25 protein-coding genes and 1 tRNA gene are annotated in these 24,038 nt (G+C 68.7%); 19 read left to right on the top strand and 7 right to left on the bottom strand.

Annotated elements, in window-relative coordinates:
• Positions 1-51 precede the first annotated feature (51 nt).
• The 8 genes from plsX (at position 52) to AC3WLN_RS09670 (ending at position 8,855) form a co-directional block, all read left to right on the top strand.
• Positions 52-1,086 (top strand): phosphate acyltransferase PlsX, encoded by a 1,035-nt coding sequence (gene plsX, locus AC3WLN_RS09705; protein ID WP_492480798.1) that lies wholly within the window; start codon positions 52-54, stop codon positions 1,084-1,086.
• 32 nt (positions 1,087-1,118) lie between these two features.
• The gene (locus tag AC3WLN_RS09700; protein WP_492480797.1) at positions 1,119-2,111 is read left to right on the top strand and encodes a beta-ketoacyl-ACP synthase III; all 993 of its coding nucleotides are present in this window, start codon (positions 1,119-1,121) and stop codon (positions 2,109-2,111) included.
• A gap of 116 nt (positions 2,112-2,227) precedes the next feature.
• A complete protein-coding gene (locus AC3WLN_RS09695) occupies positions 2,228-2,548 on the top strand; it encodes an integration host factor subunit alpha (RefSeq protein WP_056474070.1) in 321 nt (106 codons plus the stop codon).
• A gap of 7 nt (positions 2,549-2,555) precedes the next feature.
• Complete coding sequence (locus tag AC3WLN_RS09690) at positions 2,556-3,110, top strand: MerR family transcriptional regulator (RefSeq protein WP_492480796.1); 555 nt, start codon at positions 2,556-2,558, stop codon at positions 3,108-3,110.
• A 137-nt stretch (positions 3,111-3,247) separates the two neighbouring features.
• Positions 3,248-3,679, top strand: a complete 432-nt coding sequence (locus AC3WLN_RS09685) for a 4-aminobutyrate aminotransferase (protein WP_492480795.1) — start codon at positions 3,248-3,250, stop codon at positions 3,677-3,679.
• Positions 3,680-3,877: 198 nt separating this feature from the next.
• Positions 3,878-5,824, top strand: a complete 1,947-nt coding sequence (locus tag AC3WLN_RS09680; protein WP_492480794.1) for a PrkA family serine protein kinase — start codon at positions 3,878-3,880, stop codon at positions 5,822-5,824.
• Positions 5,825-5,929: 105 nt separating this feature from the next.
• On the top strand, positions 5,930-7,231 hold the full coding sequence (locus AC3WLN_RS09675) for a YeaH/YhbH family protein (protein WP_463776333.1): 1,302 nt from the start codon (positions 5,930-5,932) through the stop codon (positions 7,229-7,231).
• 49 nt (positions 7,232-7,280) lie between these two features.
• On the top strand, positions 7,281-8,855 hold the full coding sequence (locus tag AC3WLN_RS09670; protein ID WP_463776336.1) for a SpoVR family protein: 1,575 nt from the start codon (positions 7,281-7,283) through the stop codon (positions 8,853-8,855).
• Between the two features lie 200 nt (positions 8,856-9,055).
• On the opposite strand, the gene AC3WLN_RS09665 is transcribed toward AC3WLN_RS09670, so the two are convergent.
• The 4 genes from AC3WLN_RS09665 to AC3WLN_RS09650 form a co-directional block, all read right to left on the bottom strand.
• The gene (locus AC3WLN_RS09665) at positions 9,056-9,367 is read right to left on the bottom strand and encodes an ETC complex I subunit (RefSeq protein ID WP_055950667.1); all 312 of its coding nucleotides are present in this window, start codon (positions 9,365-9,367) and stop codon (positions 9,056-9,058) included.
• Between the two features lie 38 nt (positions 9,368-9,405).
• Positions 9,406-9,482: transfer RNA gene (locus tag AC3WLN_RS09660), tRNA-Pro, on the bottom strand.
• Positions 9,483-9,665: 183 nt separating this feature from the next.
• Complete coding sequence (locus tag AC3WLN_RS09655; protein ID WP_492480793.1) at positions 9,666-10,793, bottom strand: HD domain-containing phosphohydrolase; 1,128 nt, start codon at positions 10,791-10,793, stop codon at positions 9,666-9,668.
• A gap of 194 nt (positions 10,794-10,987) precedes the next feature.
• The gene (locus AC3WLN_RS09650) at positions 10,988-12,466 is read right to left on the bottom strand and encodes a methyl-accepting chemotaxis protein (protein WP_492480792.1); all 1,479 of its coding nucleotides are present in this window, start codon (positions 12,464-12,466) and stop codon (positions 10,988-10,990) included.
• Between the two features lie 451 nt (positions 12,467-12,917).
• On the opposite strand from AC3WLN_RS09650, the gene AC3WLN_RS09645 reads away from it, so the two are divergent.
• The 6 genes from AC3WLN_RS09645 to AC3WLN_RS09620 all read left to right on the top strand — a co-directional run bounded on the left by AC3WLN_RS09645 (position 12,918) and on the right by AC3WLN_RS09620 (position 14,952).
• On the top strand, positions 12,918-13,121 hold the full coding sequence (locus AC3WLN_RS09645) for a hypothetical protein (RefSeq protein ID WP_492480791.1): 204 nt from the start codon (positions 12,918-12,920) through the stop codon (positions 13,119-13,121).
• 64 nt (positions 13,122-13,185) lie between these two features.
• Positions 13,186-13,407 carry a hypothetical protein gene (locus AC3WLN_RS09640; RefSeq protein ID WP_463776353.1) on the top strand — a complete coding sequence of 74 codons (222 nt, stop codon included), beginning with the start codon at positions 13,186-13,188 and terminating at the stop codon, positions 13,405-13,407.
• A gap of 241 nt (positions 13,408-13,648) precedes the next feature.
• On the top strand, positions 13,649-13,921 hold the full coding sequence (locus AC3WLN_RS09635; protein WP_492480790.1) for a hypothetical protein: 273 nt from the start codon (positions 13,649-13,651) through the stop codon (positions 13,919-13,921).
• 118 nt (positions 13,922-14,039) lie between these two features.
• Positions 14,040-14,267 carry a hypothetical protein gene (locus AC3WLN_RS09630; RefSeq protein WP_492480789.1) on the top strand — a complete coding sequence of 76 codons (228 nt, stop codon included), beginning with the start codon at positions 14,040-14,042 and terminating at the stop codon, positions 14,265-14,267.
• 88 nt (positions 14,268-14,355) lie between these two features.
• Entirely contained in the window at positions 14,356-14,505 is a 150-nt protein-coding gene (locus AC3WLN_RS09625; protein ID WP_492480788.1) for a hypothetical protein, read from the top strand.
• 147 nt (positions 14,506-14,652) lie between these two features.
• Positions 14,653-14,952, top strand: coding sequence for a hypothetical protein (locus AC3WLN_RS09620; protein ID WP_492480787.1), 300 nt, complete (start codon positions 14,653-14,655; stop codon positions 14,950-14,952).
• A gap of 368 nt (positions 14,953-15,320) precedes the next feature.
• Here the strand turns inward: AC3WLN_RS09620 and AC3WLN_RS09615 are convergent, their stop codons facing one another.
• Positions 15,321-15,512, bottom strand: coding sequence for a hypothetical protein (locus AC3WLN_RS09615; RefSeq protein ID WP_492480786.1), 192 nt, complete (start codon positions 15,510-15,512; stop codon positions 15,321-15,323).
• Positions 15,513-15,552: 40 nt separating this feature from the next.
• Positions 15,553-15,786 (bottom strand): hypothetical protein, encoded by a 234-nt coding sequence (locus tag AC3WLN_RS09610; protein WP_492480785.1) that lies wholly within the window; start codon positions 15,784-15,786, stop codon positions 15,553-15,555.
• Between the two features lie 179 nt (positions 15,787-15,965).
• Between AC3WLN_RS09610 and AC3WLN_RS09605 the strand changes: the two genes are divergently transcribed.
• Positions 15,966-16,670 carry a glutathione binding-like protein gene (locus tag AC3WLN_RS09605; protein ID WP_492480784.1) on the top strand — a complete coding sequence of 235 codons (705 nt, stop codon included), beginning with the start codon at positions 15,966-15,968 and terminating at the stop codon, positions 16,668-16,670.
• 7 nt (positions 16,671-16,677) lie between these two features.
• On the opposite strand, the gene AC3WLN_RS09600 is transcribed toward AC3WLN_RS09605, so the two are convergent.
• Positions 16,678-17,547 carry an MBL fold metallo-hydrolase gene (locus AC3WLN_RS09600; protein WP_492480783.1) on the bottom strand — a complete coding sequence of 290 codons (870 nt, stop codon included), beginning with the start codon at positions 17,545-17,547 and terminating at the stop codon, positions 16,678-16,680.
• 118 nt (positions 17,548-17,665) lie between these two features.
• Here AC3WLN_RS09600 and AC3WLN_RS09595 point away from each other — a divergent pair, with 118 nt between their 5' ends.
• The 4 genes from AC3WLN_RS09595 (at position 17,666) to AC3WLN_RS09580 (ending at position 23,943) form a co-directional block, all read left to right on the top strand.
• Positions 17,666-18,970: a glycosyltransferase family 4 protein gene (locus tag AC3WLN_RS09595; protein ID WP_492480782.1), complete on the top strand. Its 1,305-nt coding sequence runs from the start codon at positions 17,666-17,668 to the stop codon at positions 18,968-18,970.
• Between the two features lie 64 nt (positions 18,971-19,034).
• Positions 19,035-19,358, top strand: a complete 324-nt coding sequence (locus AC3WLN_RS09590) for a rhodanese-like domain-containing protein (RefSeq protein ID WP_463776383.1) — start codon at positions 19,035-19,037, stop codon at positions 19,356-19,358.
• 85 nt (positions 19,359-19,443) lie between these two features.
• Positions 19,444-20,595, top strand: a complete 1,152-nt coding sequence (locus AC3WLN_RS09585) for an efflux RND transporter periplasmic adaptor subunit (protein WP_492480821.1) — start codon at positions 19,444-19,446, stop codon at positions 20,593-20,595.
• Positions 20,596-20,730: 135 nt separating this feature from the next.
• The gene (locus tag AC3WLN_RS09580; protein ID WP_492480781.1) at positions 20,731-23,943 is read left to right on the top strand and encodes an efflux RND transporter permease subunit; all 3,213 of its coding nucleotides are present in this window, start codon (positions 20,731-20,733) and stop codon (positions 23,941-23,943) included.
• Positions 23,944-24,038 lie beyond the last annotated feature (95 nt).

The raw sequence follows: 24,038 nt of genomic DNA, 5'->3' as shown, positions 1-24,038 counted from the left end.
TCCCGCCGGGAGGCAGCCCTTCCGCGTATCAGAGGCCACCGGCCACCCACCATGTCCCAGAGAGTGTGCATCTCGCTCGACGCCATGGGCGGCGACCACGGCCCCACGACCGTGGTGCCCGGCGCCGCCATCGCCCGCGAGCGCCATCCCGAGATGACGTTCCTGATGTTCGGGGATGAAGCCATCCTCACGCCGTTGGTGGCCGCCGAGCCGCGCCTAAAGGGCGCCGTCGAGATCCGCCACACGACCATGGCGATCGCCATGGACGAGAAGCCGAGCCAGGCGGTGCGCTCCGGGCGCGGCAAGTCCTCGATGTGGCGCGCCATCCAGGCGGTGAAGGACGGTGAGGCCGATGCCGCCGTCTCGGCCGGCAACACCGGCGCCCTGATGGCGATGTCCAAGATCTGCCTGAAGACTTTGGCGGGCATCGAGCGCCCGGCCATCGCCTGCCTCTGGCCGACGGTGCGCGGCGAGAGCGTGGTCCTCGACGTCGGCGCCACCATCGGCACCGATGCCGAGCACCTCGTCGAGATGGCGGTGATGGGCTCCGCCATGGCCCGGATCGTGTTCGACCTCGATCGGCCGACCGTCGGGCTCCTCAACGTCGGCACCGAGGAGATGAAGGGCAACGAGGCGGTCAAGGAAGCGGCGCGGTACCTGCGCGAGACCGACCTGCCGAACCTCGCCTATCACGGCTTCGTCGAGGGCAACGACCTCGGCAAGGGCACGGTGGACGTCGTCGTCACCGAGGGCTTCACCGGCAACATCGCCCTGAAGACCGCCGAGGGCACGGCCAAGCAGATCGGCAGCTACCTGCGGGCCGCCATGAGCCGGACCCTCTCGGCCAAGATCGGCTACTTCTTCGCCCGCCACGCCTTCAAGGCCCTGCGGGACAAGATGAACCCGAGCCGGGCCAACGGCGGCGTGTTCCTCGGCCTCGAGGGCATCGTCATCAAGAGCCACGGCTCCGAGGACGCGCACGGCTTCGCGGCGGCCGTCGACCTCGCCCACGACATGGCGCGGCACGACCTGATGCGCACCATCCGCGACATGCTCGACCTGACGCCGGCTGCGGCCGCATCGTGAGTGAGCCGGCCCGCGAACAGAAGGACGGCCCCATGACGGTCCCCCCAGGACGAGTCCTGCGCTCCGTCGTCGTCGGTTGCGGCTCCGCCCTGCCGGCCCGATGCGTCACCAACGAGGAGCTCAGCCGCACCGTCGACACCTCCGACGACTGGATCGTGCAGCGCACCGGCATCCGCCAGCGCTACCTTGCGGACGCCACCGAGACCACCTCGGTCCTCGGTGCCCGCGCCGCACGGGCCGCCCTCGACGAGGCGGGTCTGGCCGCCGACGACATCGATCTGATCATCTGCGCCACCTCGACGCCCGACCACACCTTCCCGTCCACCGCCACCGAGATCCAGGCGGCCCTGGGCCTGCGCGGCGGCTTCGCCTTCGACGTCCAGGCGGTCTGCGCCGGCTTCGTCTACGCCGTGACCGTGGCCGACAAGTTCCTGAGCACGGGCAGCGCCCGGCGCGCCCTGGTCGTCGGCGCCGAGACCTTCTCGCGGATCCTCGACTGGGAGGACCGCACCACCTGCGTCCTGTTCGGCGACGGCGCCGGCGCCGTGGTGCTGGAGGCCCGCGAAGGGGAGGGCACCAGCGCCGACCGCGGCGTGCTCACCGCGAGCCTGCGCTCGGACGGGCGCCACCGCGACAAGCTCTACGTGGACGGCGGCCCGGGCTCCACCGGCACCACCGGCCACCTGCGGATGACCGGCAAGGAGGTGTTCCGCTTCGCCGTCGGTTCCGTCACCGACGTGATCGACGACGCCTTCCGGGCGTCCGGCACCACGGCGGAGGACCTCGCCTGGTTCGTTCCGCACCAGGCCAACCGGCGGATCATCGAGGCCTCGGCCGACAAGCTCGGCATCGCCCGCGAGAAGGTGGTGCTGACCGTGGACCGGCACGGCAACACCTCGGCCGCCTCGATCCCCCTGGCCCTCGACGTCGCCCGCAAGGACGGCCGGATCCGGCCCGGCGACCTTGTGATGATCGAGGCGATCGGCGGCGGATTCACCTGGGGCGCGGCCCTCATCCGCTGGTAGGGGCGGGGCGTTCTGAAAACGGGACCTCACGCAAGGTTGACCGCAGGATGAACGCCGATTAGCGTGCGCAATCATAGAGATACTAAGAAAACTCGAATCGCCTTGGGGAATGTCGCATGACAGGAAAGACGGTCACACGCGCCGATTTGAGCGAGGCCGTCTACCAGCAGGTCGGCCTCTCGCGGACCGAGTCCTCCGCCCTGGTCGAGACGGTTCTGTCCGAGATCTGCGCCTGCCTCGCGAGCGGTGAGACGGTGAAGCTCTCGTCGTTCGGTTCCTTCGTGGTGCGCAGCAAGGGCCGCCGGGTCGGGCGCAACCCCAAGACCGGCGTCGAGGTGGCGATCGAGCCGCGCCAGGTCATGGTGTTCAAGCCCTCGAACGTGCTCAAGGCCCGGATCAACGGCCTGAACGGCGCGGCCGAGCACGACGACGAATAGGCCCGCCATGTCCCTCGCCGCGCGGATCGACGAAACGAAGTCAGACCCTCGCGACGGGGAGACGCCCGTGCGCGAGGCCCCCGAGAAGAGCGCGGGCGCCTTCCGCACCATCAAGGAAGCCGCCGACGAACTCGACGTGCCGCAGCACGTCCTGCGCTTCTGGGAGACGCGCTTCACCCAGATCCGCCCGGTCAAGCGGGCCGGCGGCCGGCGCTACTACCGCCCCGACGACGTCGATCTCCTCAAAGGCATCAAGCGCCTGCTGCACGGGCAGGGCTACACCATCAAGGGCGCCCAGCGCGTGCTGCGGGAGCGCGGCCTGCGCTTCGTCCAGTCGGTGGGGCGCGGCGAGGTCGTGGCGGCCGCCCCCTCGCTCCAGGATGCCGAGCACGAGGCACCGGCGGCCGGCCCGCTGGGCGGACCGCCTGCCGGAGACGCGCTCACCGAGGCGCAGCGGGCGGTGCTCGAAGCGGCCCTGGACGACCTGCGGGCCTGTCGCGCGGCGCTCGCCGGCCTGCGCCTGCCGCCGGAACCGGCCGGGGACATCGAAGGCGACCTCTAAGGACGGGAGGGCTCCGGACGTCCGAGACGGCCCGCGCCCACTCGACGCCCGCGCCCGCGATCCCCACATCCGCTGCACCCGGACCGAATCCCCCGCGTCCCGCGCGGATCGCCCGGCGTGATCGGAGTTCGTCCCGCATGCTGCTCGCCCGTTCCCTCACCCTCCTGACCGCCGGCGCCCTCCTGGCCGGGCCGGCCCTGGCGCAGACCACGGTCACCCGCAGCGAGACCGCCGCCAGCGGCAAGAGCGTGCGCCTCGCCATCGTGCCGAACCTGAAGAAGGACTGCTCCACCGGCCCGATGCCGGAGATCCGGGTCAGCGGCGCGCCGAAGAACGGCTCGCTCATCACCAAGGTCGGCAAGATCAAGACCCCGGCGAAGTACCGCTGCCCCAGCAAGGAGGCCGCGGTCCAGGCGGTGTTCTACCAGAGCAAGGACGGCTTCACCGGCAGCGACGAGGTGACGGTGGACGTCAAGGATTCCGACGGGAACGTCCAGACCCAGAACATCAAGATCACGGTGGGAGCGGCCAAGCCCGATGCGGCCAAGAAGGAGTCCACCGACCTGTGAGCCTGCCCCGGGGCCGCGGCGCACCGGCGTCCGCGGCCTCGGCCCCGAACCCGGGTGACCGGTCCGAGTGTTGCACTGTGGCACGCATCACACGCCCAAATTCCGTCGTGAATGCGCTGCGACAAAACTGGGCCTGTCAGTTGCATCCAAGGCGAGACAGGATGAAGCTGTCGCTGTCGTGAGGGGATCGGAAAGCCTATGCCGTCGACGAACGACCTGTTCCAGAGCTTCGCCCGTGGCTACGAGGCGCGTCGCGATACGGAGATGAGCCTCTCCGAGTATCTCGAAGCGTGCCGCGACGAACCCTTGATGTACGCCTCCGCCGCCGAGCGCATCCTCGAGGCCATCGGCAAGCCGGAATTCGTGGACACAGCGAAGGACCCGCGCCTGGGGCGCGTGTTCATGAACCGGACCATCCGGGTCTATCCCGCCTTCGCCGAGTTCTACGGCATGGAGGAGACGATCGAGCGCATCGTCTCGTTCTTCCGCCACGCGGCGCAGGGCCTGGAGGAGCGCAAGCAGATCCTCTACCTGCTCGGTCCCGTCGGCGGCGGCAAGTCCTCCCTCGCCGAGCGCCTCAAGGCCCTGATGGAGACCCACCCCATCTACGTGCTGAAGGCCGGCAACGAGGTGTCCCCGGTCTTCGAGAGCCCGCTGGGGCTGTTCGACCCCGAGACGATGGGGCCTGAGATCCAGGAGCGCTACGGCATCCCGCGGCGGCGCCTCACCGGCCTGATGAGCCCCTGGGCTCTGAAGCGCCTCGACGAGTTCAACGGCGACATCTCGAAGTTCAAGGTCATCAAGGTCCGGCCCTCGCGCCTGCGCCAGATCGCCATCGCCAAGACCGAGCCCGGCGACGAGAACAACCAGGACATCTCCAGCCTCGTCGGCAAGGTCGACATCCGGCGCCTGGAGACCCTCTCGCAGGCCGATCCCGACGCCTACTCCTACTCCGGCGGCCTCAACCGGGCGAACCAGGGCGTCCTCGAATTCGTCGAGATGTTCAAGGCCCCGATCAAGATGCTGCACCCCCTGCTCACCGCGACGCAGGAGGGCAACTACGTCGGCACCGAGAATATCGGCGCGATCCCGTTCACGGGCGTGATCCTGGCCCACTCGAACGAGTCCGAGTGGCAGACCTTCAAGACCAACAAGAACAACGAAGCCTTCATCGACCGGATCTACGTGATCAAGGTGCCGTACTGCCTCCGGGTCACCGAGGAGCAGCGCATCTACGAGAAGCTGGTCTCGGGTTCGGAGCTCTCCGAGGCCGCCTGCGCGCCGGGCACCCTGGAGATGCTGGCCCGCTTCTCGGTGCTCTCGCGCCTGCGCGAGCACGCCAATTCGAACGCCTTCTCGAAGATGCGGGTCTACGACGGCGAGTCCCTGCGCGAGGTCGATCCCCGCGCCCGCTCGATGCAGGAATACAAGGACGCCGCCGGCGTCGACGAGGGCATGGACGGGATCTCGACCCGCTTCGCCTTCAAGGTGATGGCGGCGACCTTCAACCACGACACCACGGAGGTCTCGGCCGATCCGGTCCACCTCATGTACGTGCTGGAGCAGGCCCTGCGGCGCGAACAGCTGCCGCCCGAGACCGAGAAGCGCTACCTGGAGTTCATCAAGACCGAGCTGGCTCCGCGCTACGCGGAGTTCATCGGCCACGAGATCCAGAAGGCCTACCTCGAATCCTACCACGATTACGGCCAGAACCTGTTCGACCGTTACATCGACTATGCCGATGCGTGGATCGAGGACCAGGACTTCAAGGATTCCGAGACCGGGCAGCTCCTCAACCGCGAACTCCTCAACCAGGAGCTGACCAAGATCGAGAAGCCGGCCGGCATCGCGAACCCGAAGGACTTCCGCAACGAGGTGGTGAAGTTCGCCCTGCGCTCCCGGGCGCAGCACGGTGGCCGCAATCCCTCCTGGACGAGCTACGAGAAGCTGCGCGAGGTCATCGAGCGGCGCATGTTCAGTCAAGTCGAGGAGCTGCTGCCGGTGATCTCCTTCGGCTCGAAGAAGGACGGCGAGACGGAGAAGAAGCACGGCGAGTTCGTCGACCGGATGGTGGCCCGCGGCTACACCGAGCGGCAGGTCCGCCGCCTGGTCGAGTGGTACATGCGGGTGAAGCAGGCGGGCTAGGGCATCGACCAAGCCTTGTCCGCACGGTGACGGGGCGGCCGCCACGGTGGCCGCCCCGCTCCGTCGATCCCACATTGGTCTTGAGGGCGAAGGCACACACACCGGATGCACATCGTCGACCGCCGTCTGAATCCCGGGGGCAAGAGCCTCGCCAACCGCCAGCGCTTCCTGCGCCGCGTGAAGGACGTGGCCCAGCGCGCCGTGCGGGAATCCGCGCGGGAGAAGGACATCAAGGACCTGGGCAAGGACGGCCGCGTCTCGGTGCCGGCCGACGGGGTCCGCGAGCCGCGCTTCGCCCGCCAGCCCGGCACCGGCCTGCACGACCACATCCTGCCCGGCAACAAGACCTACGTGGAGGGCGACCGAATCGAGCGTCCGCCGTCGGGCGGCGGCGGCAAGGGCTCGGGGGAGGGCGGCGAGGGCTCCGAGAACAGCGAGGACGCCTTCCGCTTCGTGCTGACCCGGGAGGAGTTCCTCGAGCTCTTCCTCGAGGACCTCGAACTGCCCGATCTCGCCAAGCGCCGGCTCTCGGTGGTGGAGACCGAAGGCCTGCGCCGGGCCGGCTACACCATCTCCGGCTCGCCGGCCAACCTCGCCCTGACGCGCACCCTGCGCAATTCGATGTCGCGCCGCATCGCCCTGAAGCGGCCGAAGCCCGACGAGATCGCCGCCCTGGAGGCGCGCATCGCCGCGACACCCTCGAGCGATCCCGACCTGCCGGAGCTGCTGCTGACGCTCTCGGCCCTGCGCGAGCGCACCAAGCGCATTCCCTACGTCGATCCCCTCGACCTGCGCTACCGCCGGTTCGAGACCTATCCGCGCCCGGTGGCGCAGGCGGTGATGTTCTGCCTCATGGACGTCTCGGGTTCGATGACCGAGCACATGAAGGACCTCGCCAAGCGCTTCTACATCCTGCTGCACATCTTCCTGACGCGGCGCTACAGGCACGTGGAGATCGTCTTCATCCGCCACACCGACAAGGCGACGGAGGTGGACGAGGAAACGTTCTTCGGCTCGCGCGAGACCGGCGGCACCCTGGTCTCCTCGGCGCTGGTCGAGATGAAGCGCGTCATCGCCGAGCGCTACGATCCCAACGATTGGAACATCTACGCGGCGCAGGCGTCGGACGGCGACAACGTCTCCAGCGACGGTCCGACCTCGACGGAGCTGCTGCGCGCCCACATCCTGCCGGCCTGCCAGCACTTCGCCTACCTGGAGGTCGGCGACGAGAACGGCCCGCGGGCCGGCTTCGTCGAGCACCGCACCACCCTGTGGCGAACCTACGAGAGCCTGGCGAAGACGGGCGCGCCCATCGCCATGCGCAAGGTCAACCACCGACGCGACATCTACCCGGTGTTCCGCGAACTGTTCGGGCGCAAGGACGCCCGGGCGGAAGCCGAGGCCTGAGGCCGCGCGCCGCGCGGGACACGAACCCTCCGAGGAAGGCCTACATCCTATGGTCGGCAGCATCATCCGCCCCACGCCCCAGCGGATCTCCGGCGGCCAGGAGCCGCTCTTCACCGGGAACGACTGGGATTTCGACACGATCCGGCGCATCCACGACGCCTGCGAGTCGATCGCCGGCGCGGAACTCGGCCTGTCCTGGTACCCGAACCAGATCGAGATCATCACCGCCGAACAGATGCTCGACGCCTACGCGTCGATCGGCATGCCGCTGTTCTACAAGCACTGGTCCTTCGGCAAGCACTTCGCCCAGCACGAGGCCGGCTACCGGCGCGGCATGATGGGGCTCGCCTACGAGATCGTCATCAACTCGGACCCGTGCATCTCCTACATCATGGAGGAGAACACGGCGACGATGCAGACGCTGGTCATCGCCCACGCGGCCTTCGGCCATAACCACTTCTTCAAGAACAACTACCTGTTCAAGCAGTGGACCGACGCCGAGGGCATCCTCGACTATCTCGACTTCGCCAAGGGCTTCATCTCGCGCTGCGAGGAGCGCTACGGCCACGCCGCCGTCGAGGCGGTGCTCGACGCCGCCCACGCGCTGATGAGCCAGGGCGTCCACCGCTACCCGCGCAAGAAGCGCCCCGACCTCGCCTCCGAGCAGCGCCGGGAGCGCGAGCGCGCCGAGCACGGCGAGCAGATCTACAACGACCTCTGGCGCACCCTGCCGCAGAAGGTCGCCGGCGCCCGCCCCGACCTTGCCGCGGAGCGGCGCAAGGCGCTCCTCGAACTTCCGCAGGAAAACATCCTCTACTTCCTCGAGAAGGCGGCCCCGCGCCTGCGGCCCTGGCAGCGCGAGATCCTGCGCATCGTCCGCCTGGTGGCGCAGTACTTCTATCCGCAGCGCCAGACCAAGGTGATGAACGAGGGCTGCGCCACCTACTGCCACTACCGGATCATGAACTCCCTCTCGGAAAAGGGCCTGATCGGCGAGGCGGCCTACCTCGAATTCCTGCAATCGCACACCAACGTCGTGCGCCAGCCGAACTACAACGAGCGTGGCTACAACGGTCACAATCCCTATGCCATCGGGTTCGCCATGATGCAGGACATCGCCCGCATCGTGGAGCAGCCGACGCAGGAGGACCGAGAGTGGTTCCCCGAGATCGCCGGCACCGGGGACGCCATGGCGACCCTGCGCGACATCTGGGCGAACTACCGCGACGAGAGCTTCATCGCCCAGTTCCTCTCGCCCAAGCTCATGCGCGACATGCGGCTGTTCCACGTCGTCGACGATCCCGACGAGTCCGACCTCTACGTCGAGGCGATCCACGACGAGCGCGGCTACCGCAAGATGCGCCGCTCCTTCGCCCGGCAATACGACGTCGCCTGGCTCGACCCGGACATCGAGGTGGTGGACGTGGACCTCGAAGGCGACCGGCGCCTCATCGTGCATCACCGCGCGCTGAATCGCATCACCCTGCAGAAGGACGACGCCAAGCGGGTGCTGCAGCACCTGGCCGATCTCTGGGGCTACGATGCGGTGCTGAAGGAGATCGACCCGGCCAACGACGCGGTGCTGGCCGAGCACCATGCCAGCGCGCGGCCGATCTTCTTCTGAGCGTGGGGCCCGCGCCGGGGCTCCGGTCCATCGGAGGATTGGCGGCGTCCGGCGCAGGCGCTAGCGTGGGGCCATGATGAACGACGACCTGCGCGAATCGCGCGCCGCCCTGATCCTGCTCGCCGCCGCGGTCGGCTCCGTCCTGATCTTCGGAGCCGTCACGATCCTGATCCAGCTCTGACGCGCCGGAGGCGGCGCCCTCAATGCGTCCAGGGCGCGGTGCGGTTGAACTTGAAGTTGTCCGAGTAGGACAGACCCTTGCGCAGGATCGGCTTCTGCGGCTCCTCGACCCGGTAGGACAGGCCGGCCCGCGTCGCGTAGGCCACGGCCTCCTCGCGGGTCTCGAATTCGAGATGGACCTGCTGCAGCATGTCGGAGGAACCGGTCCAACCCATCAGGGGGTCGGTCTCGCGCGGCGCCGTCTGGTCGAATTCGAGCACCCAGGCCTTGGCGCGCGCCGTCCCGGACTGCGTCGGATCCTTCGCGGGCTGGTAGATGCGGGCGCTCGACATCGGGTCGTCCAACTCCAGGGAGCCTCGGCGGAAAACAATGGTCGGGGCGATAGGATTCGAACCTACGACCCTCTGGTCCCAAACCAGATGCGCTACCAGACTGCGCTACACCCCGACACGCTTGCGCGTAAAGGGGAAGTACGGTTTCGGCGGTCAAATGGCAACCGGCGCACGGGGCGATCTGGCCGATGGCCGGCGCCGGCCGGTGGCGTTCGGGACCGACCCTCCCGGAACGCGCACCGATTTCGGTCCCCTCTCGGATCGAGGCATTCCGGGAGGATCGGATCGTCGGTCTTCGCTAGGCCGGCAGCAGGCGGCCCTCGTCCTGCACCTCGCGCAGCAGTTCCGGCACGCGGGCCCAGGGCGCCGTGGGGCGCCCGAACGTGGTCTCCCGCGTCCCGGTGGCCATCGCGCCGACCGCGAGCACGTCCGGCCAGCGCGCCACGAAGGCCGCGACGCAATCCGGATCGAAATGCCGGCCGCTGTCCGCGCGCAGACAGCGCAGGGCCTCCTCCGTGGGCATGGCCGCCTTGTAGGGTCGGACCGTCGTCAGCGCGTCGAACACGTCGGCCACGGCCACGATCCGCGCCGAGAGCGGGATCGCCTCGCCCGCCAGTCCCTTGGGGTAGCCGCTGCCGTCCCACTTCTCGTGGTGGGCCTCGGCGATCTCGGCCGCGAGCCGGATCAGCTCCGACGTACTGTCGTCCAGGATGCGCCGGCCGATCGCCGTATGGGTGCGCACGACCGCGAATTCCTGGGGCGTCAGGGGTCCCTTCTTGAGCAGGATGCCGTCCGGCACCGCGACCTTGCCGACATCGTGCAGGGGCGCGGCGAGGTAGAGGCGGTGGCAGAGCTCGGGGGACAGGCCCAGGGCCTCGGCGATGATCTGGCTGTAGCGCGCGACCCGCCAGGTGTGATTGCCGGTGTCGTTGTCCCGGTATTCCACCGCGAGCGCGAGGCGGAAGATGATCTCCTCCTCGCGTTCGCGCAGGTGACGCACCGACGTCTCGATCTCACCGGCCAGCCAGGCCGCCTGATCGTCGAGACGGCGGACGGCCGCCGCGAGCCTGACCTGGTTGCGCAGGCGGACGCTCAGTTCGAGGCCCTTCAGTCTCTTGTCCAGGAAATCGGAGGCCCCCGCTTCCAGGGCCGCCAACCGGACCGCGTCGGTCACGTCGCTGGTGACCATGACGATCGGCACCTGCGCGTAATGCGGGATGGCGCGCATGCGCCGGATGAAGGTGGTGCCGTCCATGACCGGCATGTGGTGGTCGACCAGGATGAGGTCGAACGCCCGCGTCTGCGCCTCGATGAGCGCCTGGTCCGGACTCGTCAGCGCCGTGACGCAGGCCCCGTGCTCCTGCTCCAGGAGGTACTGGAGCCGCAGCAGCATCGTCTGACTGTCGTCGACAAGGAGAGCGTCCACAATTCAGCTTTCTCGGGTTCTCGATGAGGTCGGTCTTCGGATCGATACCGTTCCGCTCGGGCGCTGGCGGACTCTCGAAGGCGGCGAGACGGGGATTCCGTCCCGGGGCGCCACGAGAGAAACCCGCCCCCGGGAGTCCCGGCGAAGCACGCGGAGGAGCCGGACTCCCGGCCCCTGGGTCGGCACCGCCGGGCTCAGGCCACCATGCTGCGGGATGCCTCGCGGACCTGACGGGTCGAGCCGTCGACCTCCTGGGTCGAGGAGGCGATTGCGCTCACGTTCTGGCTGATCTCCGCGACCGCTTTCGTCATGGCCTGCATGTTGGCCGACATTTCCTGCGCCACCGCGGCCTGCTGCTCGATCGCGCTCGAAATCGCGGCGGAGATCTCGTTGACCTCCCCGATGGTCGCGCCGATCCCCGCGATCGCGGCGGCCGCCTCGTTGGCGGCGGACTGGGTCGCGGCGATCTGGCTGGTGATGTTCTCCGTCGCCTTGGCGGTCTGCGCCGCCAGGCTCTTGACCTCCGCCGCGACGACCGCGAACCCCTTGCCGGCCTCGCCGGCCCGCGCGGCCTCGATGGTCGCGTTCAGGGCGAGAAGGTTGGTCTGGCTGGCGATCTTGTCGATCATGTCGACGACCTCGCCGATGCGCTGGGCCGCCGTCGCCAGCCCGGCCACCACCACCGACGTGGCGGTCGCCTGCTCGACGGCCCGCCCCGTCACCTGGAGCGAGCGATTGACCTGGCGGTTGATCTCGCCGACCGAGGCGGCCAGCTCTTCGGCGCCCGCGGCGACGCTCTGCGTGTTGCCGGAGGCCTGTTCCGCCGCGCTCGCGGCGCTCGTGGCCTGCCGGGAGGCCCGGCTGACGGAGAAAGCGACACCGTCGAGGTCGCGGTCGATGGCACGCTGGAGGTCGGCCCGCCGGTGCCGCTCCGTCACGGCCTCGGTGATGTCGGTGGCGAACTTGACGACCTTCATCACGCGGCCGGCGGCATCCCGCACCGGGTTGTAGGTCGCCTGGATCCAGGCTTCGCGACCACCCTTGCCGATGCGCTTGAACTCGGCCCGCTGATACGTTCCGCCGCGGAGCGCATCCCAGAACGCGCGGTAGGCGGCGCCGTCCCGCTCCGCGGCATCGACGAAGATCGAATGATGGCGGCCGCGCACCTCGTCGAGACCGTAGCCGACGATGGCGAGGAAGTTCGCGTTCGCCGTGACGACCTTTCCGTCGAGGTCGAACTCGATGATTCCCTGGGAGCGGTCGAGCGCATTGAGCTTGCCCTCGAAATCGGCGTTGCGCAGCTTCTGCGCGGTGATGTCGGTGGCGCACTTGAACACGCCGTAGGGCTTGCCGTTGCGGCCCATGAGGGGGCTGTAGGAGCCCTGGATCCAGACCTCGCGTCCGCCCTTGCCGATGCGCCGGAACTCGGCGGTCTGAGCCTCGCCGCGTCGCAGGGCCTCCCAGAACTGCTGGTAGGCCGGCGTGGCGCGCTCGTCCGGGTCGACGAACAGGCTGTGATGCTTCGAGCGAATCTCCTCCAACGAGTATCCGATCGTCGTGAGAAAGTTCTTGTTGGCAGTGATGACGGTGCCGCTCAGGTCGAATTCTATGGTCGCCTGAGTGGCGTCGAGCGCCCGCAACTTGGCATCGGACGAAGAGTAGGAGAACAACATCGACCCAACTTTCCCGGATATAATCTCATTGGTTGTTTTTGTATTCCCATCAAGATGGACCTAAATTTCTAATTTATGGTTTAGATTACGAGCCGATGAATTTTTAGTTCTGCAATCGACATATCTGTCTGATCTGTTTTGGGTCATCTGTAGCCATATGCTGTCCGCACTGGCCTCTTTCTGCAGATGAAGGGGTGTCCTCGGACTGCTTCTCCGGGACGCCGGGCACACCGGCCGTTCCGGAGCGGTCTCGCAACGTCAGGGACGGGGGCGAAGATCCTCCGCCCGTTTCCGCGCTCCCTGACGGGCGCCCCGGTCGCCGAGCCCTGCTCGTCCGACATGCGCCGCCCTCGTGCGACCCTTTAGACCCAGGCGCGTGAGGAACGCCCGACATCGCGGTGCATTCCCTGCTCACATCCGAACAGCCCTGGCATACCAACGGGATTCCCGCATGCGCAACCACATCACGCCCGACGAGTCCGCCTGGGCGAACGCATCCCGGCAGGCGCACTTCGCCGCGACCGCGGCCAACAGCAACCAGCGGCTGGACCTGGTGCACGACGAGCGGGCCGAGCCGGCCGCCGGAGCCATCGTGGACAGGCCGGCCTCGGTCCTGCCCGCCTCCGACTTCGAAGGCTTCGGCTCGTTCTCCTGAAGCCGCGCCGCGCGATCACCGATCAGGCCCTCGAGCGCATCGCTCACCACCCACAGGACATCCGATGACCACGCTGACCCATCTCGACGCCAATCCGCGCCAGACCACCGACCCCGTCCTCAACGCCGACGCCAACCGGGCCGGGCCCGAGAGCACCTCCATGAAGCGGGAGCATCGGGTCGGGAACACGGTCGACAAGGTCGATCAGGTCAGCAGCGTGACGCTGCTCGGCATGGCGGTCGCCGGCTCGGCCGTGATGCTGCTGGCGCACTGGATCCTGGGCTGAGACGACCCTCGGGAGGGCGTCGACCGGACGCTCTTCCCGGCAGCCGGCGAGGCGGGCTCGCGACCCGCGGGCCCGGGGACGAAGACACGCCCGTCGGTGGACAGGTCCGCGTTCGTCGGTTTGCGGGCCGGCGCCACGACCCTTCGCTGACGCGCCGAAGATGTCCTGAAATCCGTCGTTGCGCGGAGCCGCCCGCCGGGACACGGTCGCGTTGCACGGTACGGGAAAGCAGGGGACGGGCATGGCCGACGACGGCACCTCGGATCAGGAACAGTTCTTCGCGCTGGAGACGGCCGAGCAGGTCGAGTTCGACGGCGAGGGCCCGTTCATGTTTCCGCTCTGCGAGGCCAGGGCCGGCATCCTGATGGGGGAGGATGTCGGGATCGTCGTCCTGAAGACCATCGACGGCGATCGGTTCGGCATTCCCCTTGGACACGAGGCCCTGTCGACCCTCTATCAGGTGCTGGGGGAAGCGCTGCGGGGACTGAAGCCCGACGGCGAGGTGATCCAGTGAGCGACTCACCCGGCGGGTAGACCGTCGCTCTCGCCGGTTCTCGTCCCGGAACCGTCGGGCGAGGCAACGCCACAGGCTGCCGCGCCCACACACCATCCTCACAGCAACGGGGCGCCTCGTGAAACTCACTCTCTACATTGCCGGGGCGTTGCACATCGCGTTCGGGATCTTCTTCCTGCTCGCCTCCTCCGGCGCGCCGGCCTCCGAAGGGGGCGCCTATCTCGGTCCGGCGCTCGGAGGCACGATCGGCGGGTTCGTGATGCTGGCCCTCGGTCGCGCGATCCAGCTCCTGAAGCGGATCGAGCGGAACGTTCGGCCCGTGCCGGAGGAGACACCGAACCCCTGAATCGCCCGCGCGGCCGCGCGCCTCTCTGGACAGCCGCGATCGCGCCCCGCCACCATCGCCGGAGCGAACCGAACCGACGGAGCCGGATATGAACGATGCGAAAATACGCGCCCTGGAGGCGCGCATCGACGCATTGGAGACCGAGGTCAAACGCGCCCGCAGCGACATCCAATGGGCGATCGCCCTGATGTTCGTCGTGCCGGTCGGGCTCCTGATCATCCTGCGGGTCTGGTCGTGAGCGACGCCGCCCGCCGTCGGATCGGCGCAACATCGCGAATGTCTTAACAATGCGATTCCGATCGTTAACGCGGCGGTCACGATGACAGCAACCCATCCCATCCTCGGGGGCGAACCATGGTATAGAGGTTCGAACGAGGGTCGCTCGATGTTTCTGATCTTACTGTCCGCCATCGGCGGAGGCATCATCTCCACGGCGCTGCTGTTGCCGTACGGCATCTGGACCGCCTTGATGTGCGCGCCCCTCACGGGAAGTCTTTGCGCCGCCGCGGCCGGCGCCGTGCTCATGCTGCGCCGCGGCGAGGACTGGAACGCCGAAGCGACCTTCGAGGACAACACGGACGACCAGACCGACGCCATGGTGAAGATGCTGCGCGACATCGCCGCCAAGGGCCGCGACGCCGACGCCCCCGCGCAGCGCCCGGCACACAAGAGCAAGGCTGCCTGAGGCCGCCGTCACCGGCCGCCATCGGACCATGGTGCCCGCGCGAAGACCTGCGCTCCCGGCACGACGGCGACCGATGGCGGAGTGCTTCCATCCGCGAGGCTCCGTCGAGACCCTCGAACGAGCGGTGGAGCGCCACGGGCCGAGGCCGCCCCGATCCTCCTCCGAAAACGGGTCCGTTTCCCCATCCGGCTTCGAGCGACCTGTCCACGCCCGAAGCCGCTCCGGCTGGCGCTGGGATCAGCTGAGATCAAGGTCGCGACCGCCCGGGCTTTCCGGGCGCGCGTCTTGACCGCCCCGGTCCCTCCCGAGAACGCAGCAGGCGGCGATGCAAGCCGCTTCCGGCGAGATCCCGCGAGGTCGGAGAGGCCCTAGACGCGTAGGTCGACCACGCGGCGCTGGCCCGGCATCCCGTCCCGCTCGGCCGCAGGCGCGCGCTCCACCTCGACGGAAACGGTGCGCGGCTCGGTCTCGTGGCGCCGGGCGGCGTCGTTCCGGGCGCCGTGCACGATCTCGGTGGCCCGGAGGATGCCGACCTGGGTGATCGGAACGGTGATCGTCATGGGCGTCGATCCTTCGAATGTCTTCGAGGGGCGCCGGTCCTCAGGCCAGGATGTCGAGGACCCGGCGCTCGGAGTCGAGCGTGGATTTCAGGATGGCGGTGTTCATCCCGACATTGGCCTTTTCCTGCAGGAGCTGGACGGCGGTGGTCGAGAGATCGACCTGGGTCGCGCTCGGCAGGCTGGTGCCGATCGCCGCGATGCCCTCGGCCGCCGTGGCGTAACGCTGGGTCGCGGCCTGGAGGCCGCCGCTGCTCGCCGAAATCGCGCTGATCATGCCGCCCCCCTCGTTTCATCGAGGCAACCACACGCCCCTGAAGACCCGCTTGCGAAACTGCCGCGCATTTGAGCGATCCGTCGCGGCCGGGCGCCACAAGCTTGACCCTGCCCGCTCCGAGCCCCACCTCGGCGTCGAGGCGACCGGGCGGAGCCCGGGCGCGCAGCCCGGAGACCGCGATGATCGATCTGTATTATTGGCCGACCCCGAACGGCCATAAGATCACGATGTTCCTCGAGGAGGCGGGGCTCGACTACACCCTGAAGCCCGTGAACATCGGCAAGGGCGACCAGTTCAAACCGGATTTCCTGGCGCTCGCCCCGAACAACCGCATGCCGGCGATCGTTGACCATGCCCCGGCCGGTGGCGGTGCCCCGGTCTCGCTGTTCGAATCCGGTGCGATCCTGCTCTATCTCGCCGAGAAGACCGGGTGCTTCATCGCCCGCGACGTGGCCGGCCGCGCCGAGGTGCTGCAGTGGCTGTTCTGGCAGATGGGCGGCCTCGGGCCCATGCTCGGCCAGAACCACCACTTCACCCAGTACGCGCCGGAAAAGGTGCCCTACGCCATCGACCGCTACGTCAAGGAGACGAACCGGCTCTACGGCGTCCTCGACCGGCGCCTCGCCGACCGGCCGTACGTCGCCGGCCCCGAGTACTCGATCGCCGACATGGCCTCCTATCCCTGGATCGTGCCCTACGAGAAGCAGGGCCAGCGCCTCGAGGACTTCCCGAACCTCCAGCGCTGGTTCCACGCCATCGCCGAGCGCGCGGGCACGAAGGCCGCCTATGCCCGCGCCCCGGAGGTCAACCCGGATTTCGGGAAGACCATGAGCGAGGAGGCCAAGAAGGTCATGTTCGGCCAGACCGCGGCGACGCGGGGCTGACGCGCCCTCAGCGTCTCAGGGTGTCGAGCGGCACCGGGGCGGCGTGCGGGCGGGTCGCCAGCATGCCGTCGATCAGGGCCAGCACCTCGGCCCGGCCGCAATTGGCGGCCGGCTCGAAGGGCGTCCAGGTCTGGGTGAAGTCGAGCTGGGCGAAGACGTCGCGGTAGCGCCGCAGCTCATTCGTGGTGAGCGGCACCCCGCGCACGAAGGCCTTGTGCGCCGAGATGGTCAGCGCCCGCCGAAAATCCTGCGGGTCGAGCTCGAACTTGAGGGCGTCGCCGCAGAACAGAATTTTTCGCGATCGGTCGAACAGCACGGCATGGCCGTCGAAGTGGCCGGCGGTGCGGTGGAGCTCGAGGCCGGGCAGAGGCTCCAGGAAGTCGTCGTAGGGCCAGGAGACCTGCAGCGCCGCGCTCCAGGTGAAGTCGGCGGCCGGCAGGCAGAGTTCCGGGTCGAAGCGGTCCTGCAGCTGCACGAGCGCGCCGTAGGCGTGCGGATGCGAGGAGGACAGAACCTGCATCCCACCGAGCCCCGCGATGTGCTGGAGGGCGGCCTCGCTGAAGACCGGGCAGGCCTCGAAGCCCATGTTCCCGGACGGCGTCTGGATCAGATAGGCGCTCGGGCCGATGCCCGAGACGGGGTCGTTCCAGAACCGCCACACACCGGGCTCCAGCTCCTCCCAGTGGCAGGGGAAGCGCGCCTGCGCCTCGCGCTCGGTCCAGAACTGCCAGCCCTTCTGCGGCACCACGTGGCGGGCGTCGAGGCACATCGGGCAAGCGGCGGGGGTCTCGAAATGGCGCTGCCAGAAGCCGCAATTGTCACAGGTGTAGGCGGGCAGGTCGAGGGCGCCGGCGAAGGGCAGGTATCCGGGAGACACGAAGCGTTGCTCTCGTTGGCGGCGTCGGCCGCGGGTAGCCTCGGGCTGAGGCGTGCGCATATAGGCGCGAGGCGCGGAGAGGCCATACGGCTCCGCACCTGAACGCCACCGGAGGATCATGCCCGTCCCGAGCCTCGCCTTCGACCTGACCCGCCTGATCACCCGCCTGCGGCATGCCAGCCCGAGCGGCATCGACCGGGTCGATCTCGCCTATGCCCGCCACGTCCTGGCCCAGGACGGAGACCGCTTCGGGCTGGTCTCGACGGCGTTCGGCCCGCGGGTGCTGGGCCGGGCCGAGGCCCGCGCCATCGTCGAGGCCGTGGCGGCCGGCTGGGTCGAGGACCGCGACGCGACGCAGGACCCGGTCTACCGCCGGCTCGCCGCGACCCTCGGGTCGGACGCCGAGGCGGGCCTGCCGGCCGGCCTCGCGAAGCGCGACGGCAGCGGGGAAAGGCGGCGCATCCAGGCCCGGACCAGGGCGACGGTCCTGCGCGCGCGCGGCCCCGAGATCCTGCCCCCCGGAACCGTCTACCTGCACACCTCGCACCTGCGCCTCGACAAGCCGGGGCGCTTCGACTGGCTCTACGACCGGCGCGACATCCGCCCCGTCTTCTTCGTCCACGACCTGATTCCCATCGACTATCCGGAATACGGCCGACCCGGGGAGGCGGAGCGGCACCGGGTCCGGATGGAGACCGTCGCCCGCCACGCCGCGCACGTGCTCGTCAATTCCGGCGATGTCGGCGCGCGCTTCGCCCGCCACTGCGCGGCGCGGGGCCTGCCCGCCCGGCCCGTGACGGTGGCGCTCCTCGGGGTCGAGCCGGTGTTCCGGCCGGCGGGGGAGGGGCCGTCCTTCACGCCGGGGCGTCCGACCTTCGTCGCCTGCGGCACCATCGAGCCGCGCAAGAACCACCTGGCCCTGCTGCATCTCTGGCGCGACCTCGCCGAGCGGCACGGGCCGGACACGCCCCACCTCGTCCTCGTCGGCCGGCGCGGCTGGGAGGCGGAGAACATCATCGACATGCTGGAGCGCTGCCCCGCCATCCGCACCCACGTGAGCGAGGTCGGCGGCCTGTCGAGCCACGGCCTGGCGGCCCTGCTGCGCTCGGCCACCGCCCTGCTGATGCCCTCCTTCGCGGAGGGCTACGGCCTGCCGGTGGTGGAGGCCGCCGCCTGCGGGCTTCCGGTGGTGGCCTCGGACCTGGCGGTCCACCGGGAGATCGGCGCCGGATTCGCGCGCTTCCTCGATCCCCTCGACGGCCCGGGCTGGCGCCGGACGGTGGAGGATCTCTCGGCATCGGCCTCACCCCTGCGCGCCGACCTCGCGGCCCGGGTGGCGGAGGCCGCCCTGCCGAACTGGACGAATCACTTCGCAACGGTGGAGGAAACCCTGGGGCGGGTGATTTGCGGTCCTGATACCTGACGCATATGAACACTCGTCAGTGAGCGGCCGACCCACCGGGGCGGTCCGAGAGGGGAATGGGCGGATGAAGGTTGTCGACCTCGACCGGGATGCGATCAAGGCCGGCCTCGCCGACCGCTCGATGCTGGTGATCGACGTGCGCGAACCGCACGAGTTCGCGCAGGGGCACATCCCCGGCGCGGTGCCGCATCCGCTCTCGACCTTCGACACCGGCGCCATCGCGGCGCTGATCGCCGAGGACGGCCGGCGCCCGGTCTTCTCCTGCATGTCGGGCGTGCGCTCGGTCCATGCGCTGGCGGCGGCGCAGAATGCCGGCCTGCCGATCGAGGCGCATTATGCCGGCGGGTTCAAGGACTGGGCCGGTTCGGGTGAACCGGTCGAAGTCTGAAGATGACCAGAACATGTGTGGCAACGCACGACACGATCCGGCCCGGACCTCTAGCTGGCGCAGCGTAGGGAATAACCAGATGCGCATGCGCTCCTTCTTCAGTTTTCTTCCGGCTCTCGGGCTGGCGGCCGCAGCGCTCGTCGCGCCGGCCCTCGTCTCCCCCGCCGAGGCCCAGGCCCCCGGCGGTCCTCCGCCGAAGGTCACCACCGCCAAGCCGGTGGTGCGCCAGATCGTCGAGACCGACACCTATACGGGCCGCTTCGACCCGGTGGACATCGTCGACGTCCGGGCCCGCGTCACCGGCTACCTCGACAAGGTCAACTTCACGGACGGCGCCACGGTGAAGAAGGGCGACCTGCTCTTCGTCATCGACCGGCGGCCCTACAAGGCGGCCCTCGACCAGGCCCAGGCGGCCCTGGTCTCGGCCAAGGCCCGGCTGAACTTCTCGCAGACCGACCTCGACCGCGCCCAGACCCTCAGCAAGTCCGGCAACATCTCCGAGCAGGTGACGGACCAGCGCCGCCAGGCCTCGCAGACCGCGCAAGCCGACGTCGACAGCGCCGACGCGCAGCTGCGCCAGGCCCAGCTGAACTACGACTTCACCGAGGTGAAGGCCCCGATCTCCGGCCGCATCAGCCGGCGCCTGGTCACCGAGGGCAACATCGTCATCACCGACCAGACCCTGCTGACGACGATCGTCTCCCTGGACCCGATCTATTTCGGCTTCACCGTCGATGAACGCTCGTTCCTGAAGTACCAGGGCAGCCTCGGCATCGGCATGGGCGAGACGCAGAAGGGCAAGGGCGTCCCGATCATGATCGCGCTCACCGGCGAGGCGAAGCCGACCCGCAAGGGCACCCTCGACTTCGTGGACAACCGGGTCGACAACGCCACCGGCACGGTGCTCCTGCGCGCCACGGTGGAGAACCCCGATGGGTTCATCAAGCCCGGCCTGTTCGGCGTCGTCTCGCTGCCGGCCACCAAGCCGTTCCAGGGCATCCTGCTGCCCGACGAGGCGGTCTCGGCCAACCAGGACAAGCGCATCGTCTACATCGTCGCCGACGACGGCACGGTGGCCCTGCGCGAGGTCAAGCTCGGCCCGAAGGTCGACGGCTACCGGGTGATCCGCGAGGGCCTGAAGGGCGACGAGAACGTGGTGGTGAACGGCGTCAGCCGCGTGCGCCCCGGCGCCAAGGTCGCGGCCGAAACCTCGACCCTGCCGCCCAGCAAGACCTGATCGGGCGAGACCCGGACCCGACACGAGACATCCCCGGCCGCTCGCGGCCGGGAGGCGACCCACAGACCGCTGACGAAGAAACGGTGCCGCCTCGAACCCGCCCCCGCGGGCCGCATGCGGCGAGAGGTTCAAGCGATGCGTTTTGCCCACTTCTTCGTCGATCGGCCGATCTTCGCGTCGGTCACGTCGATCGTCTTCCTCATCCTCGGCTACGTCGCCTACCTGTCGCTGCCCGTCGCACAGTATCCCGAGATCGTGCCGCCGACCGTGACGGTGCGCGCGAGCTTCCCGGGCGCCAACGCCGAGACGGTGGCGGCCACGATCGCGACCCCGATCGAGCAGGAGGTCAACGGCGTCGACAACATGCTCTACATGACGTCGCTGTCCACCAACGACGGCAACATGCTGCTCACCGTGACCTTCAAGGTCGGCACCAACCTCGATATCGCCAACGTCCTCGTCCAGAACCGTCTCTCGGTGGCCCAGCCGCGCCTGCCGCCCGACGTGCGCAACCTCGGCGTCACCGTGCGCAAGGCCTCGCCGGACCTGATGCTGGTGGTGCACCTGCTGTCGCCGAAGAAGACCTACGACCAGAACTACCTCGCCAACTACATCTACCTGAACATCCGCGACGAGCTCCTGCGCCTCGACGGCGTCGGCGACATCACGATCTTCGGCGGCAACGAGTACGCCGAGCGCGTCTGGCTCGACCCGAACAAGCTCGCGGCCTACGGCCTGACCACCTCCGACGTGATCACGGCCCTGTCCGAGCAGAACGTGCAGGTGGCCGCCGGCGCCCTGAACTCGCCGCCGGCCGCCACGGGACAGGCCTTCCAGCTCATCGTGCAGTCGCAGGGCCGCTTCCAGAGTCCCGAGGAATTCGCCGACGTCATCGTCAAGGCCTCCGACGGGCGCCTCGTCCGGGTGAAGGACATCGCCCGCGTCGAGATGGGCCAGAAGGACTACACCACCAACTCGTTCCTCAACGACACGCCCGCCATCGGCATCGGCGCCTTCCAGCGTCCCGGCACCAACGCCCTCGACGCCGCCGCGTCGGTGCGCAAGGTGATGGACAACCTGAAGCAGAACTTCCCGCCGGACATCGAGTACCGCATCGCCTACAACCCGACCGAGTTCATCGAGGAGTCGATCCACGAGGTCTACAAGACGCTCTTCGAGGCCGTCGCCCTGGTGGTGATCGTGGTGCTGGTCTTCCTCCAGAGCTGGCGCACCGCCCTCATCCCGGTCATCGCGATCCCAGTCTCGCTCGTCGGCACCTTCGCGGCCATGTCGGCCTTCGGGTTCTCGCTCAACAACCTCACGCTGTTCGGGCTGGTGCTCGCCATCGGCATCGTGGTCGACGACGCCATCGTGGTGGTGGAGAACGTCGAGCGCAACATGGCCGAGGGCCTGTCCCCGGGCGACGCCGCGCACAAGACCATGGACGAGGTCGGCGGCGCCGTCATCGCCATCGCGCTCGTGCTCTCGGCGGTGTTCATTCCCACCGCCTTCATCCCCGGCATCACGGGCCAGTTCTACAAGCAGTTCGCCCTCACCATCGCGGCCTCGACCATCATCTCGATGTTCAACTCGCTGACGCTGTCACCGGCGCTCTGCAAGCTGCTCCTCAGGCCCCACCACGAGCACGCCAAGCCGAAGTTCTTCCTCTTCCGCTTCGTCGCCTGGCTCGCGGACATGTTCAACAAGGGCTTCGACTGGCTCTCGAACACCTACGGCCGGATCATCTACGGCCTGACCAACTACGCGATCGGGCTGATCGCGATGCTGATCGTCTATGCGGGAGTCATCGCCGCCACCCTCCACCTCGTCCAGACCACGCCCACGGGCTTCATCCCCGACCAGGACCAGGGCTACCTCATCGGCGTGGTGCAGCTGCCCTCGGGCGCCTCCCTCGACCGCACCACCGAGGTGGTGAACCGGGCGGCGGCGGCGGCCCGCAAGATCGACGGCGTGACCAACACCGTCATCATCGCGGGCTTCGACGGCGCCACCTTCACCAACACCACCAACTCGGGCGTGATGTTCATCACCCTGGCGGGCGCCAAAGAGCGCGCCGCGCAGGGCCGCAGCGCGGGCGTCATCACCAACGACGTGATCAAGGCCACCGCCGACATCCAGGAAGCCCGCATCATCGTCATCCCGCCGCCGCCGGTGCGCGGTCTCGGCCAGGGCGGCGGCTTCAAGATGCAGATCGAGAGCCGGCAGAGTTCGGCCATCGGCCCGCTGCTGGGCGCCGTCGGCGAGGTGCTCGGCAAGGCCAACCAGAGCAACGACGTGCAGCGGGTGTTCACCACCTTCGGCAACGACACGCCGCAGCTCTACCTCGACATCGACCGCACCGTGGCGCGCATGCTGAACGTGCCGCTCGGCAACGTCTTCTCGACGGTGCAGACGGCGCTGGGCGGCGCCTACGTCAACGACTTCAACACGCTCGGCCGCATCTATCAGGTGCGCGTGCAGGGCGACGCGCAGTTCCGCGTCTCGAAGCAGGACATCGAGCAGCTCAAGGTCCGCTCCTCCACCGGCGCCCTGGTGCCGATGGGGACCCTGGCCACGATCCGCGAGATCACCGGCCCGCAGATCGTCCAGCGCTTCAACCTGTACTACTCCGTGCCCGTCCAGGGCACGGCCAAGCCCGGCATCTCCACCGGCCAGGCGCTGGATGCCATGGAGGCCCTTGCCAAGGACACCCTGCCGGACGGCTATTCCTACGACTGGACCGAGATCGCCTACCAGCAGAAGGCGGCGGGCAACACGGCGATCTACGTGTTCGCGCTCGGCGTGCTCCTGGTCTTCCTGGTGCTCGCGGCACAGTACGAATCCTGGGCGCTGCCGCTGGCGATCCTGCTCGTGGTGCCCACGGGCGTGCTGGCGGCCCTGTTCGGGGTGCAGCTGCGGGGCCAGGACAACAACATCCTGACCCAGATCGGCCTGATCGTGCTCATCGGTCTCGCGGCCAAGAACGCCATCCTGATCGTGGAGTTCGCGCACCAGCTGGAGGAGACCGAGCGGAAGGGCCCCGTGGCCGCCGCCGTCGAGGCCTGCCGCCTGCGCCTGCGCCCGATCCTGATGACGGCCTTCGCCTTCATCCTCGGCACGGTGCCGCTGGTGATCGCCACCGGCCCCGGCGCCGAGATGCGCCAGGCGCTGGGCACCGCCGTGTGCTTCGGCATGATCGGCGCCACGGTGTTCGGCCTCTTCCTCACGCCGGTCTTCTACGTGGTGATCCGGAACTTCCTGATCTGGCTCGCCAAGAAGCGCGGCAAGGACCCGCACAACACCACGCCGGACAAGCACGACCCGCACGCGGCGCCCTCCCACGCCTGAGACCGAACCGAGCCCGGATGCGGACCCCGCATCCGGGCTTGGTGTTTTGGGGTTGCGCCCCGCAGACCGGAAAGCTAAAGACCCCTCACCCCGCG

Source organism: Methylobacterium sp. FW306-05-D, from assembly GCF_058782155.1.
The sequence above is the reverse complement of the archived record's forward strand: the minus strand, read 5'-3'. Positions and strand labels throughout refer to the sequence as shown.